Raw genomic sequence first — 13108 nt, forward strand, 5'->3', positions numbered from 1 at the left:
GTGACACGCTTGGCCGTCGTGTCGTGAACGAGTGAAGGAAACCGCACGTGGAAGAGCAGAAGGCCGGCGCCCAGTACGTCCTCACGCTGTCCTGCCCGGACAAGCAGGGCATCGTGCACGCGGTCTCCAGCTACCTCTTCATGACCGGCTGCAACATCATCGACAGCCAGCAGTTCGGCGACGCCGACAGCGGGCTGTTCTTCATGCGCGTGCACTTCTCCGCGGCCGGGCCGGTCACCGCGGAGAAGCTGCGGGCCAGCTTCGCCGCCGTCGGCGCCTCCTTCCACATGGACTGGCACATCCACTCGACCGCCGAGCGGATGCGTGTCGTGCTCATGGTGTCGAAGTTCGGCCACTGCCTGAACGACCTGCTCTTCCGCACCCGGATCGGCGCCCTGCCGGTGGAGATCGCCGCGGTGGTCTCCAACCACACCGACTTCCGCGAGCTGACGGAGTCCTACGGCATCCCCTTCCACCACATCCCGGTCACCGTGGAGACCAAGGCCGAGGCCGAGCGCCGGCTGCTCGACCTGGTCGCCGAGGAGAGCGTGGACCTGGTGGTGCTCGCCCGCTACATGCAGGTGCTCTCGGACGACCTCTGCAAGGAGCTCTCCGGCCGCGTGATCAACATCCACCACTCCTTCCTGCCGAGCTTCAAGGGCGCCAAGCCCTACCACCAGGCACACACCCGCGGTGTGAAGCTCATCGGCGCCACCGCGCACTACGTCACCGCCGACCTCGACGAGGGCCCGATCATCGAGCAGGAGGTGGCCCGGGTGACCCACGACGTCACGCCGGAGCAGCTGGTCGCGATCGGCCGGGACGTCGAGTGCCAGGCGCTCGCCCGCGCCGTCAAGTGGCACAGCGAGCGGCGGGTGCTGCTCAACGGCAACCGCACGGTCGTCTTCGCCTGAGCCCGGGCCGTCTCCGGCCGCGCCCGGGAGCCCGGCGGGGACCTCAGGGACGGGAGAGCAGCGGCAGCGCGTGCAGCACCTGCCGGATCGCCTCCCGGTCGCCCTCCCGGCCGACCGGGATCAGGTCCGGGTCGCGGTGCGCGGCCGCCAGGTAGCAGAACTCCAGCCCGTCCAGCGCCATCTCGGCGACCGGCTCGGCGAGGCCGCCCGGCCCGTCCAGCGGGATCAGCCACTCGCCGGCGGCCGGGCCGTCGATCACCAGCCGCAGCGCCCGCCCCGGGGACCCGGAGGGGCCGTGCTGCGCGCGGTGCGCGGCGAACAGCCGGGGGAGTATCCGCGCCCCGAGGTCGATCAGCCGGTGCAGGTGCGCCGGGGCGGGCGGCGGATAGGGGTAGTCCACCGCGCGGGCGATGTCGTCGCCGTGGATCCAGCACTCGAAGGCGCGGTCCAGGAAGGCGTCGCGCAGCGGCAGCACGGCGAAGCCGTAGTCGACCGGCGCACCGCCGTCGACGCCGCCGGCCGCGGCGGACCGCAGCAGCGCGTGGCTCTGCCGCCGCCAGCGCCGGCGCACCTGCTCGGGGTCGTCCCCGCCGGCCGCGGTGATCAGTGCCAGGGTGCGGCCCAGGACGTCGGCCGGGCCGCCCCGCTCCGGCGTCCGGGGCGCCGGCGGCCGCCGGCCGACCACCGGCGGGCGGGCGCCGCCCAGCGGGTCGGGCAGGCCGACCGTGCGGGCCAGGTAGCCGTCCACCGCGGTCAGGTGGCAGACCACCTCGGCCGGCCGCCAGCGCTGCACCCCGCCGTGCCAGGGCAGCTCGGCGACCTCCAGCCACTCGGCCGGGCCGAGGTCGCGCAGCAGCGCGTCCAGCTTGGCGCTCTCCGCGGCGTACGGGCCGGCCCAGGCCGGTACCGGCAGCTCGGGCGGACGGCGGCTCAGGCACCAGTCGAGCACCTGGCGGCGCAGTGCGGCGGAGAGGTCGAGCGGCTCGTCGGGGGTGAGCTCGGCGGCGGCCCCGCCGAGCCGGGCCGCCTCCTCGGCGCACTCCTCGCACTCGCCGAGGTGCCGGTCGACCTCGGCGGCCTCCTCGCGCGGGCAGGCACCGAGCGCCCACGCCCCCAGCAGGGAGCGCAGCGCCTCGTGCCGCCCGGAGGCCGTCACGGCCCCGGCCGTCCGGCCGCCGGGACGGGTTCGGGGCCGCGACGGGCGTCGCGGGCGCCGGCCAGTTCGCCGGCCACCAGCTGCAGGCCGAGGCGCATCCGGTGCTTGGCCGCGGAGTCGCTGATGCCGAGCCGGCGGGCGGTGTCCCGGTAGGTGCGGCCGTCGTGGTGGCCGGGGGCGATGGTCTCGCGGAGCGGGTCGGGCAGCGAGGCGACGGCGTGGTGGGCGAGCGCGGAGGCGGACCGGGTGGCGATCTCCCGCTCGTCGCCGCAGCCCTCGCGCAGCCGCTCCACCGCGCGGCGGTGCGTGAGCGTACCCAGCCAGGACCGCAGGGTGCCCTGCCCGGGGTGCCAGTGGCCCGGCTCCGACCAGACCTGGGCGAAGACGTCGCGGGTGAGCTGCTCGGCGGCGTCGTGGTCGTCGAGGACGCGCAGTGCGAGGCCGTGCACGAGCGGCGCGAACCGGTCGTAGAGCTCGCCGAGCGCGGTCTCCTCGCCGCGGACGAGGCGGAGCGCGAGTCGTTCGTCGGAGCTGCTCATGCCGTCCCGCGCTCTCTGCTCACGAGGGTGTCCCTCCCCGCTCTCCCCGGCGTGTCGCCGACCCCGCGATCCTCCCGGCGGACGGCCGGCGGGCCATGCCTGCGACCACGGTATCCAAGTGCGCCGGGGCGCCGGGTGAAACGCGGAAATGAGGGGGCGGGAAGTTTCACCCCGTCAGATCCTTCCGGTACCCCGGCGGCGACGGCGGGTTCGGACAGATGTGGCAAGGGTGGTTCGCTCGTGGCGGGCACCCCGTTCGGCCGTTGTGGCGGTACCGTCGTTGTGCTCGTGCACAGCCCCCGACCCCGGCCGGACGATCATCGGTACGACGCTCGTCAGGGTGAGCGGGACAGTATGCACCGAGCTGTCCCCCGATCGCTGGAATATGCCCGAAGCGCTTGCTGCGACCACCCGGTCGAATCATCCTGAGGCGTATTCGTGTCGAAGCCATGGGTAATCCGACCAGGCAGACCGGCCGAGCGCGGCCGGCCGACCGGTGTGATGAAGGCGCTGCCGCCCGGGCCGGGCGGCAGGGTGTGGGTGGCCGATTACCGAGTGCGGGTGGTGGAGCGGTGCAGGTACTTCAGGTGCAGCTGGCGGTCCAGGCGGACCCGGCGGAGGTCGGCAGGGCGCGCCGGTGGGTACGGACCAGGCTTCAGGGGTGCGGGCTCGACCCCGACGCGCCGATCGCCGAGACCCTGGTGCTCGTCGTCTCCGAACTCGTCACCAACGCCGTGGTGCACACCGGCTGTCCCGCCGTCCTGAGACTGAGCATGCCGGTGGCCGACACCGCGTCGCCTGACGTCGCCTCATCGACGGTCCGGGTCGAGGTCGCCGACGCCAGCCGCAGCGCGCCCGCCCCCCGCCACGCCGGCCGGGACGCGACCAGCGGCCGAGGCCTGGAACTGGTCGAACTGCTCTGCGTGCGCTGGGGCTGGTACCCGGAGGGCTCCGGCAAGCGGGTCTGGTGCGAGATCGACCCGGCCGTGCAGGCCCCCGTCCCGGCCGCGGTGCCCGTCCTCGACGAACTCGCCTGGCAGCTCTGACGCCCCCGGCCGGCCGCGCGGCAGCCCGCACCGACCGGGACCCGCCCCGCACCCGACCGGCCGCGGAGCCCGCCGGGCGTCCCCGGTGCGCCGGGGCGCGCGGGTCGTCCGGCCAGGCCCGGCCGTGCTCCCGGTTCCGGCCGATGCGCCGCAACCTTGCCGAATTTCCGACAAGCCATTGACGTGACGTATCCGACTGATCACTCTTGGGTGCAGCTCTCCGTCGCGAGGGGACGCCGAGGGGAAGCCCGGGTGGTGCCAGCACATCAGGGGGACCGGCTGCCGACCGCCCGCAGGCCTCCTCGGCGAGTGCGGAGTGCAGGCGCGCGGGTTCAGGGCTCGCGCGTCCGCTCGGACGGTGTCCCGGCGTGCCGTGCTCGGGGCGTGCGCGGCGGGGCACCGTCCGACGAGTGGCGCGGCACCGGCTCGGTGGTGCGGAAGGTCCGCCGGTAGGCGCTCGGGGCGACGTCCAGCCGCCCGCGCAGGTGCAGCCGCAGCGAGGCCGCGGTGCCGAAACCGGCCCGCCGGGCCACCTGGTCCACCGACAGGTCGGTCTCCTCCAGCAGCTGCCGGGCCAGCTCGGTGCGCTGCAGCGCAAGCCACTCGCCCGGACTGCTCCCGGTCTCCTCGCGGAACCTCCGGGTGAAGGTCCGCACGCTCATGCCCGCCCGGGTGGCCAGCTCGCCGAGCGGCAGCGGCCGGTCCAGGTGCTCCAGCGCCCACGCCCGGACGGCCGCGGTGCCCGCCCCGCCCGGCGGCGGCACGGGCCCGCGCGCCTCGACGTACTGCTTCTGCCCGCCCTCCCGCCACGGCGGCACCAGGCAGGTCCGGGCCACCGCGTTGGCGACCGCGCTGCCGTGGTCGCGCCGCACCAGGTGCAGGCAGAGGTCCACCCCGGCGGCGACCCCGCCGGAGGTCAGCACGTCGCCGTCGTCGGTGAAGAGCACGTCCGGGTCCAGCCGCACCTGCGGGAACATCCGGGCGAAGCGCTCGGTGTACGCCCAGTGCGTGGTGGCCGGGCGGCCGTCCAGCAGGCCGGCCGCCGCCAGGACGAAGGCGCCGGTGCAGATCGACACCAGCCGCGTGCCGGGGCGGACCATCGCGAGCGCGGCGGTGATCCGCGGGTCGAGCACGCCCGCGACCACGTCGTCCGCGCCGTCCTTCTGCGCCGGGACCACCACCGTGTCGGCCTCGGCGAGGAGTTCGGGGCCGTGGTCGACCACGATGCGGAAGTCCGTGCTGGTGGCGACCGGTCCGCCGTCCACGGTGCAGGTGGCCACCTGGTACAGCGGCGTGCCGTCCGGACCCTTCGCCGACTCGAAGATCCGTGCCGGGACGGCCAGTTCGAAAGCGATCACCCGGTCCAGCGCCAGCACCGCGACCCGGTGCGGCCGCGCGGCCTCCGTCATCCCGATCTCCCTTCCCGCGGGCGGTTCCACATTGTGACCCGCAAACCCCTGGCCTGCGGAAGTGGTCTGGACCAAAACTGTGGCTGTGCCCGAACTGAGACCCGCGCCCGCCCCGGCCGGCACCGTCGTCGAACCCGCCGCCGGCCCCGCCATCTGGACCCGCAACTTCCGGCTCTACTTCACCGCCCGCAGCTCCGGCCTGCTCAGCGACGCCATGCTCCCGGTCGCCGTCGCGGCCGGCCTGATCGGCGCCGGCCACCCGCTGGGCAGCGTCGGCTACGCGATGGCCTTCCTGATGGCCCCCTTCGCGGGCCTGGTGCTGGTCGGCGGCGTGCTCGCCGACCGCTTCACCGCCCGCCGCCTGATGATCACCGCAGACCTGGTCAACCTCGCCACCCGGGTGCTGATGGCCTGGCTCTTCTTCACCGGCGTCGACCGCCTCTGGCAGCTGTACGCGCTGCTCGCCCTCGCCGGTACCGCCGCCGCGATGTTCCAGCCCGGCGCCGCCTCCACCGTCCCGCGGACCGCCCGCGACGTGCACGGCGCCAACGGCGTGCTGCGCACCTCCGAGGCGCTCACCGTGCTGCTCGGCCCGGCGGTGGCGGGCCTGCTCGCGGGCGCCGCCGCCACCGGCTGGGTCATGGTGCTCGCCGCGTGCGCCTACGCCCTGAGCGCCTGCTGCCTGCTCGCGCTGCGGCTCGGGCCGACCCCGGCGCCGCCGGCCGGCGACAGCCTCTGGCGGAACCTGGTCGAGGGCTGGCACGAGTTCCGCTCCCGCACCTGGATGTGGGGCGTCATCGTGATCTGGTTCTTCTACAGTGCGCTCTGCTTCGGCCCGCTGCTGCCGGTCGCCGCCGGCCTGATCGTCCCCGAGCACGGCTCCACGACGTACGGCGTGCTCAACGCGGTGTTCGGGGCCGGCACCGTGCTCGGCGGGCTGCTGGGCATCCGGATCCGGCCGCAGTACCCGCTGCGCGGCGGGGCGCTGGCCATGCTGGCCTTCCCGCTCACGCCGCTCGGCATCGCCCTCGGGCTGCCCGTCCCGGTCCTCGCGGTGTGCTTCCTGGTCACCGGTGTCGGGGCCACCTTCTGGGGCGTCATGTGGGCCACCAACGTGCAGACCCAGGTGCCGGCCGAGGTGCTGAACCGGATCCACGCCTACGAGGTGGCCGGCTCGGTGTGCATGGCGCCGGTCGGGTCCGCCCTGGCCGGCCCCGCCTCCGAGGCCTTCGGCCCGCGGGCGGTGCTGTTCGCGGGCGCCGCGGTCGCGGTGCTGGTGGTCGCCACGCTGCTGCTCGCCCGGCCGATCCGTGACCTGCGGCAGGTGGCCCCCCGGTGAGCCCGGAGCGGCCGGACGCGGGCCATGGCCCGATCCTTACGAAAGCTGGCAGTCAGGCCACTCGTCCGCTGCCGAGCCGCCCCGGGACACTCGACCGGTGACCGAACTGACCACCCGCAGACCCGCACCCCCCGCAGACACCCGCACCCCCCGCCTCCACTACGCCTGGGTGGTGGCCGGCGTCGCCCTGGTCGTCCTGCTGGGCTCGGCCGGCTTCCGCTCCGCACCCGGCCTGATGATGGACGCCCTGAACGGCGAGTTCGGCTGGTCGCACGCCACCATCGGCAGCGCCGTCTCGGTCAACCTCACGCTGTACGGGCTGACCGCGCCGTTCGCCGCCGCGCTGATGGACCGCTTCGGCATCCGGCTCGTCGTGGTCAGCGCCCTGCTCACCATCGCCACCGGCGCCGGGCTCACCGTCCTCATGACCGAGAGCTGGCAGCTCATCCTCTGCTGGGGCGTGCTGGTCGGCCTGGGCAGCGGATCGATGGCCGGCGCCTTCGCCACCACCGTCACCGGACGCTGGTTCCAGGCCCGGCAGGGCCTGGTCACCGGCGTGCTGACCGCCGCCGGCGCCGCCGGCAACCTGGTCTTCATGCCGCTGCTCGCCGCCCTGGTCGAGCACCACGGCTGGCGCACCGCGGTCGTCGTGGTCTCGCTCTCGGCCACCGCCGTCGCCGTCCCCGTCCTGCTGCTGATGCGCGAGCGCCCCGCCGACATCGGCCTGCTGCCGTACGGGGCCACCGAGCAGCCGCCCGCCCCGGCCACCGACGGCAGCGCCCTGGCCCGCTCGATGCGGGTGCTGCGGGAGGCCGCCCGGACGAGGGCGTTCTGGCTGCTGGCCGGCTCCTTCGCGATCTGCGGCGCCACCACCGCGGGCCTGGTCGGCACCCACTTCATCCCGGCCGCGCACGACCACGGCATGCCCGTCACCACCGGCGCGAGCCTGCTCGCCCTGGTCGGCGTCTTCGACGTGGCGGGCACCATCGCCAGCGGATGGTTCACCGACCGCTTCGACTCCCGGCGCCTGCTGGTCGTCTACTACGGTCTGCGCGGACTCTCCCTGCTCTTCCTGCCGCAGCTGTTCGGCCACTCCCTGCAGCCCCCGATCCTCGCCTTCGTGATCTTCTACGGGCTGGACTGGGTCGCCACCGTGCCGCCCACCGTCGCGCTCTGCCGCCGCCACTTCGGGGCCGACGCGCCGATCGTCTTCGGCTGGGTGCTCGCCGCCCACCAGATCGGCGCCGCCGTGGTCGCCGGACTGGCCGGTGTGGCCCGCGACCGCTTCGGCGACTACGACCTCGCCTGGTACACGGCGGGCGCGCTGTGCGCCGTGGCCGTCCTGCTCTGCCTGGCGCTGCGCGGCGGCGACCGGACGGGCACCGCCCCGGCCGCGGCGGCCGCCTGAGCAGCGGGCCGGCCGGGCGGGCGTCCAGGTGGGCGGGCGTCCGGCCGGCGACCCGGCGCGGACGGGTGCCGTAAGGAGCGGTGTCGTAAGGAGCGAATAGCCTCTTCGGCTATGACACTGGTCTTCACGCTGGACCCCGACCCCACCCCCGGCCTGCGCGCCGAGATCGTGGCGCTGTGGACGGACGTCAGCAACGCAGGCGGTGCGGTCGGCTTCGTCCCGCCGGTCACCGCGGAACAGGTCCAGCCCACCGCCGAGGAGCAGTTCGCCGGCCTCGGCCCGGCCGGTCCGGACCGGCTGCTGATCGGCCGCGAGGCCGGCACCGGACGGCTCGCCGCCGCCCTCTTCTTCGCCTCCATGCGCTTCGACCTCATGGAGCACTGGCGAGTGCTCAAGCGGATCATGGTCCACCCCGACCTGCAGGGCCGCGGCCACGGCGCCGAGCTGCTCGCCGAGGCCGAGCGCACCGCCCGCGCCTGGGGCCTCGACAGCCTCCGCCTCACCCTGCGCGGCGGCCTCGGCCTGGAGAAGTTCTACGGCCGCTGCGGCTGGACGGAAGTGGGCCGGGTACCCCGCGCGATCCGGGTCGGGCCCGGCGACGACCGCGACGACGTCACCATGTGGCTGGACCTCCGCGACGACATCGCCTGACCCCGTGCGGACGGTGCCGTCCGGCATGCTTCACTGGGAGACCGGCACCCGGAGTGGGCCGCCCCGGGCGGCCCGGCCGAGCGCCGCCCGTCGTACCCCAGCCGTGAAGGACGCCACCCGTGAGCAGCCGCAAGTCGCACGCCACGCTCCGCTACACCTCCCTGCGGGCGAGTATCTTCCTCGGCTGCCTGCTCCTCGCCATGCTGCTCGGGCACTTCGGCGTCATCCCGGTCGCCGGCAGCAGCGGTGTGGTCTTCCTGATCCTGCTCGCCCTGCTGGTCTCCGCCCCGGTCAGCTACGTCGTGCTGAGCAAGCAGCGCGACGCCATGTCCGAGCAGATCGCCGGCACGGTCGGCGGGCTGCGCGCCCGCACCTCGCAGCGGATCGCCGCCCAGAACGCCGAGGAGGACGCGGCCGTCGACGCCGCCCAGGCCGCCCTCCAGCGGGACTGACCTTGGCCGAGCCCGCGCCGCCGCGCCGCCCCACCGGGCGCGACGTGGCCCGGCTGGCCGGCGTCTCCCAGGCCACCGTCTCGCTGGTCTTCTCCGGCGCCGGCGGCCACCGCGTCTCCGACGCCACCCGGGAGCGCGTCCGGGAGGCCGCCCGCACCCTCGGCTACCAGCCGCAGGCCGCCGGCCGCCAGCTGCGGCTCGGCCGCAGCGGCATGGTGATGCTCGCCGTGCCCAACCTGCTCGGCCCCTTCTTCGGCCGGGTGCTGTCCGGCGTCCACGAGGAGGCGCACCGGCGCGGCCTCGCCGTCGTCGTCTCCTCCGGCTGGGACGGCGCCACCCTCGCCGAGGCCGCCACCGCCGGCCGCTTCGACGGGCTGCTGATCTGCTCGCCCGACGACAGCCAGCTCGGCGAGCTCCCCGCCGACACCCCGGCGGTGTTCCTCGACGCCGACCCGGCCCGCAACCCCGGCCGCCCCACCGTCGAACTCGACGTCGCGGCGGGCATGCGCGCCGCCGTCGAGCACCTCGCCGCCGGCGGCCACCGCCGGATCGGCCACCTGCGCTCCACCCTCTCCGCGCACACCTTCCGCACCCGCCAGGCCGGCTTCGAGGCCGCCACCGCGGACCTGGAGGTCGTCGAACTCGGCGTCAGCCTGAACGAGGGCGCCGAGGCCGCCCGCGCCGTCGCCCGCACCCTGCTGGCGCGGCCCGACCGGCCCGCCGCGGTGATCTGCGACGACGACGTGGTCGCCTCCGGTCTCTACCAGGCCGCCGCCGAACTCGGCCTGCGGATCCCCGACGACGTCTCGGTGGTCGGCATCGACAACATCCCGGTCGCCGGCCTGCTCGTCCCGCCGCTCACCACCGTCGACCTCCCCGGCGAAGAGCTCGGCCGCACCGGCGTCACCGCCCTCGCCGCCCTCCTCGCCGGCGACCCGGTCACCCCCGTCCCGCCCCTCCCCACCACCCTGGTCACCCGCGCCTCCACCCGCCCCGCCTGACCACGGCGGAGCGGGCGCCGCACAGGGCCCGGGCAGGGCCCGCGGGCGAACCGGGCCGCACCCTCCGGTGGCGCGCAGCCACCGCCGTCAGGCCGCAAGTGCCGCCGGCTTCGCCGCCGCGGCCTCGGCCGCCGGCCGGAACCACCCGCGGCAGGCGAACAGCAGCACCCCGCCCACCCCGATCCCGGCCGCCGCGGCCACCGCCACCCGGAACAGCGAGCCCTCGACCAGCATCCCGGAGACCGCGTACCCCGCAGCGTTCCCGGTCGCGAACAGCGTGATCAGCCAGGCGAAGGCCTCGGTGACCGTCCCGGTGGGCGCCAGCTCCGCGATCAGCACGAAGGCGGCCGCCAGCAGCGGTGCCAGTCCGATGCCGGAGAGGAACGAGAGCGCGGCCATCGCGTACGGCCCCGGCAGGGCGATCAGCGGCAGGTAGGAGGCGGCCATCAGCAGTGCGATCACCCAGGTGCGGGTCGCGGTGGTGCTGCGCCAGCGGACGGCGCCGTAGCCGAGCGCGCCGAGCAGCCCGCCGAGCGCGGCCAGCGCGAGCATCAGTCCGGCCCCGCCGGGCAGCGCGCCGGGGTGCTGCTCGGCGTAGGCGATGAAGAGCACGCTCTGGGCGCCGACCGTCCAGCCGGCGCCGGCCAGGCCGATCAGCAGCAGGACGAGACCGGGCGAGCGCAGCGGCCCGAGCAGTCCGGCGGAGGCGGACCGCGCCGGTGCCCGCCAGGCACGGGCGGGCGCGGCGGTGGCGACGACCAGCGAGCCGAGCAGCCCGAGCGCGGCCGCCGTCCACAGGGCTGTGGACGGGCCGAAGCCCGCGGCGATGCCGGCCACCGCGAGCGGCCCGGCGACGTAGAGGATCTGCTGGGAGGCGGAGTCGAAGGCGTACGCGGTGTCGAGCTGCTCCTCCTTCACCACGGAGGGCCACAGCGCCCGCAGGCAGGGTTCGAGCGGCGGCATGGCGAGGCCGGCCAGGGCGGCGCCGGCGGGGGCGGCGATCGCGGAGCCGGGGGCGACGGCGAGCAGGGTGTAGCCGAGACCGGCGACGACGGCGGTGCTGAGCAGCACCCGCGGCTGGCCGGTGCGGTCGACGAGCCGTCCGAGCACCGGTCCGCCGACGGCGGCGGAGACCGCGTAGGCGGCGGTGGCCAGGCCGATCCGGCTGTACGGCGCCCCGGCCTCGCGCAGCGCGAGGGCGATCACCAGGCCGGTCATGCCGGCCGGGAGCCGGCCGAGCAGGGTGCCGAGGAGCAGCCGGGTGACGTGCGGGGCGCGGAGCAGCGCGAGGTAGCCCATACCTGAAGTTATACGTATAACCGTCGCCCCCGGTCAATCCGCGCCCGCGCCGGCCGCTGCGGCGCCTGGCTGGTTCGCGGCCATAGCTCAAACCAATACTTTGAACATCTCAAATGTTTACTGCTAACGTTCCGGCCATGACCTCCGCAGACGCAGCATTCAAGGCCTGGACGGGCACGACGCCCGCCCGCCGCTGCGCCTGCCCGCCGCGGGCCGTGACCGGCCCGCGCGCCTGCCGCGCCTGCGGCTGTACCGGGGCGGCACGCCTCTCCTGACGGTCCTTCCGCGGCCCCCGCCCGGACGGGCCCCGCGCGTGCCGCCGTGTCCGAGCTCCTCCGTTCGACCACGCCCGGCCCCGTTCGGCCCCCGACCCCCGGAGTCGCATCCCCATGCCCGGACCCCTGTCCGCAGTCCGCCGCACGCCCTTCTGGGCGCAGATCGCCGGCGGCCTCGTCCTCGGCCTGCTGCTCGGCTGGATCGCCCGCGCCGGCGACATCGCCTGGCTCACCACCACCCTCGACACCGTCGGCAAGACCTTCGTCCAGCTGCTGAAGCTGGCCGTCCCCCCGTTGGTGTTCACCGCGATCGTCGTCAGCGTCGCCAACCTGCGGAACGTCGCCAACGCCGCCCGGCTCGCCGTCCGCACCCTGCTCTGGTTCCTCGCCACCTCGCTGATCGCGGTCGCGGTCGGCCTCGGCCTCGGTCTGCTCACCGACCCCGGCCGCGGCGCCGACCTCTCCACCGAGGGGCTCAAGGCTCCGGAGGAGGCCGGCAGCTGGGTCGACTTCCTGACCGGCATCATCCCGACCAACATCGCCACCGCGTTCGTCGAGGTGAACGTCCTCCAGATCGTCTTCCTCGGCATCGTCACCGGCGCCGCCGTGCTGAAGATCGGCGAGAAGGCCGAGTCCGTCCGCCGGCTCGCCGAGTCCGTCCTCGACCTCACCCAGACCGCGCTCTGGTGGGTCATCAGACTCGCCCCGCTCGGCACCCTCGGCCTGATCGGCAAGTCCGTCGCCAAGTACGGCTGGGACCTGCTCGCCCCGTTCGCCACGCTCACCGCCGACGTCTACATCGGCTGCGCGATCGTGCTGTTCGCGGTCTACCCGCTGCTGCTGCGCTTCGCCGGCGGCCTCAACCCGGTGCACTTCTTCCGCGGCGCCTGGCCGGCCATCCAGCTGGCCTTCGTCTCCCGCTCCTCGGTCGGCACCCTGCCGGTCACCCGCCGCGTCACCGAGCGCCTCGGCGTGCCGAGCGAGTACGCCTCGTTCGCCGTCCCGTTCGGGGCGACCACCAAGATGGACGGCTGCGCCGCGATCTACCCCTCGCTCGCCGCGATCTTCGTGGCGCAGGTGTACGGCATCCACCTGGGCATCGGCGACTACCTGCTGATCGCCTTCGTCTCGGTGATCGGCTCGGCCGCGACCGCCGGCCTCACCGGCGCGATCGTCATGCTGACGCTCACCCTGTCCACCGTCGGCCTGCCGCTGGAGGGCGTGGGCCTGCTGCTCGCCATCGACCCGATCCTCGACATGGTCCGCACCGCCACCAACGTGGCCGGTCAGGCCGTGGTGCCGATCCTGGTCTCGGCCCGGGAGAAGACGCTGGACCGCGCCGCGTACGACCACCCGACCGGTGACCTGCTGGCCGAGCCGGCCGCGGCTCCGGCCGGCGGCCCGGCCCGGGAGGCCGAGCCCGCCGCGGCCTGACGCCGGACCGACCCGTCCAGGGCCCCTTCCCGTACCCGGGGGAGGGGCCCTGGGCCGTTCCCCGGCCGGTCGCCCGCACTCCCGCCGGCGCGCAAGAATCAATAATCAATCCTGCATCAAATCAATAGATCTTCGAAAATAGCTTGCACGACTCTTGTGGGGTGGCGCGCGGGCGCCCTACGCTC

13 protein-coding genes are annotated in these 13108 nt (G+C 74.9%); 9 read left to right on the plus strand and 4 right to left on the minus strand.

Annotated elements, in window-relative coordinates; all coding sequences use genetic code 11:
* Positions 1–47 precede the first annotated feature (47 nt).
* The gene (gene purU, locus AB0P35_RS08150; protein ID WP_095873539.1) at positions 48–914 is read left to right on the plus strand and encodes a formyltetrahydrofolate deformylase; all 867 of its coding nucleotides are present in this window, start codon (positions 48–50) and stop codon (positions 912–914) included.
* A 43-nt stretch (positions 915–957) separates the two neighbouring features.
* Here purU and AB0P35_RS08155 read toward each other — a convergent pair whose 3' ends face one another.
* Together AB0P35_RS08155 and AB0P35_RS08160 are read right to left on the minus strand one after the other, a co-directional pair.
* Positions 958–2070, minus strand: a complete 1113-nt coding sequence (locus tag AB0P35_RS08155) for a zf-HC2 domain-containing protein (RefSeq protein WP_363507978.1) — start codon at positions 2068–2070, stop codon at positions 958–960.
* A complete protein-coding gene (locus AB0P35_RS08160; protein WP_363507981.1) occupies positions 2067–2609 on the minus strand; it encodes a sigma factor in 543 nt (180 codons plus the stop codon). Before AB0P35_RS08160 ends, AB0P35_RS08155 begins: the two co-directional genes overlap by 4 nt.
* Before the next feature lie 572 nt (positions 2610–3181).
* Between AB0P35_RS08160 and AB0P35_RS08165 the strand changes: the two genes are divergently transcribed.
* Positions 3182–3655: an ATP-binding protein gene (locus tag AB0P35_RS08165; protein ID WP_363507984.1), complete on the plus strand. Its 474-nt coding sequence runs from the start codon at positions 3182–3184 to the stop codon at positions 3653–3655.
* Positions 3656–3987: 332 nt separating this feature from the next.
* Here the strand turns inward: AB0P35_RS08165 and AB0P35_RS08170 are convergent, their stop codons facing one another.
* On the minus strand, positions 3988–5064 hold the full coding sequence (locus AB0P35_RS08170; RefSeq protein ID WP_363507987.1) for a helix-turn-helix domain-containing protein: 1077 nt from the start codon (positions 5062–5064) through the stop codon (positions 3988–3990).
* A gap of 85 nt (positions 5065–5149) precedes the next feature.
* On the opposite strand from AB0P35_RS08170, the gene AB0P35_RS08175 reads away from it, so the two are divergent.
* The 5 genes from AB0P35_RS08175 (at position 5150) to AB0P35_RS08195 (ending at position 9915) form a co-directional block, all read left to right on the plus strand.
* The gene (locus tag AB0P35_RS08175) at positions 5150–6403 is read left to right on the plus strand and encodes an MFS transporter (protein WP_363507990.1); all 1254 of its coding nucleotides are present in this window, start codon (positions 5150–5152) and stop codon (positions 6401–6403) included.
* A 97-nt stretch (positions 6404–6500) separates the two neighbouring features.
* Positions 6501–7811: an MFS transporter gene (locus AB0P35_RS08180; protein WP_363507992.1), complete on the plus strand. Its 1311-nt coding sequence runs from the start codon at positions 6501–6503 to the stop codon at positions 7809–7811.
* Positions 7812–7922: 111 nt separating this feature from the next.
* Positions 7923–8462, plus strand: coding sequence for a GNAT family N-acetyltransferase (locus AB0P35_RS08185; protein ID WP_363507995.1), 540 nt, complete (start codon positions 7923–7925; stop codon positions 8460–8462).
* 119 nt (positions 8463–8581) lie between these two features.
* Positions 8582–8914 carry a DUF4229 domain-containing protein gene (locus AB0P35_RS08190; protein WP_363507998.1) on the plus strand — a complete coding sequence of 111 codons (333 nt, stop codon included), beginning with the start codon at positions 8582–8584 and terminating at the stop codon, positions 8912–8914.
* Between the two features lie 2 nt (positions 8915–8916).
* Positions 8917–9915, plus strand: coding sequence for a LacI family DNA-binding transcriptional regulator (locus AB0P35_RS08195; protein WP_363508001.1), 999 nt, complete (start codon positions 8917–8919; stop codon positions 9913–9915).
* 87 nt (positions 9916–10002) lie between these two features.
* Here AB0P35_RS08195 and AB0P35_RS08200 read toward each other — a convergent pair whose 3' ends face one another.
* Positions 10003–11214 carry an MFS transporter gene (locus AB0P35_RS08200; protein WP_363508004.1) on the minus strand — a complete coding sequence of 404 codons (1212 nt, stop codon included), beginning with the start codon at positions 11212–11214 and terminating at the stop codon, positions 10003–10005.
* Positions 11215–11351: 137 nt separating this feature from the next.
* On the opposite strand from AB0P35_RS08200, the gene AB0P35_RS08205 reads away from it, so the two are divergent.
* Complete coding sequence (locus AB0P35_RS08205; RefSeq protein ID WP_179419392.1) at positions 11352–11489, plus strand: hypothetical protein; 138 nt, start codon at positions 11352–11354, stop codon at positions 11487–11489.
* A gap of 114 nt (positions 11490–11603) precedes the next feature.
* Positions 11604–12923 carry a dicarboxylate/amino acid:cation symporter gene (locus tag AB0P35_RS08210; protein ID WP_363508007.1) on the plus strand — a complete coding sequence of 440 codons (1320 nt, stop codon included), beginning with the start codon at positions 11604–11606 and terminating at the stop codon, positions 12921–12923.
* The last annotated feature ends 185 nt before the right edge of the window (positions 12924–13108 follow it).

Source organism: Kitasatospora sp. NPDC085879, from assembly GCF_040686255.1.
In the GTDB taxonomy this organism is placed as follows: Bacteria; Actinomycetota; Actinomycetes; order Streptomycetales; family Streptomycetaceae; genus Kitasatospora.

Bases quoted from the DNA above. Each gene is read 5' to 3' on its own strand.
- AB0P35_RS08160 (WP_363507981.1), bottom strand. From the start codon at position 2,609: ATGAGCAGCTCCGACGAACGACTCGCGCTCCGCCTCGTCCGCGGCGAG.
- AB0P35_RS08170 (WP_363507987.1), bottom strand. From the start codon at position 5,064: ATGACGGAGGCCGCGCGGCCGCACCGGGTCGCGGTGCTGGCGCTGGAC.
- AB0P35_RS08185 (WP_363507995.1), top strand. From the start codon at position 7,923: ATGACACTGGTCTTCACGCTGGACCCCGACCCCACCCCCGGCCTGCGC.
- AB0P35_RS08200 (WP_363508004.1), bottom strand. From the start codon at position 11,214: ATGGGCTACCTCGCGCTGCTCCGCGCCCCGCACGTCACCCGGCTGCTC.
- AB0P35_RS08205 (WP_179419392.1), top strand. From the start codon at position 11,352: ATGACCTCCGCAGACGCAGCATTCAAGGCCTGGACGGGCACGACGCCC.
- AB0P35_RS08210 (WP_363508007.1), top strand. From the start codon at position 11,604: ATGCCCGGACCCCTGTCCGCAGTCCGCCGCACGCCCTTCTGGGCGCAG.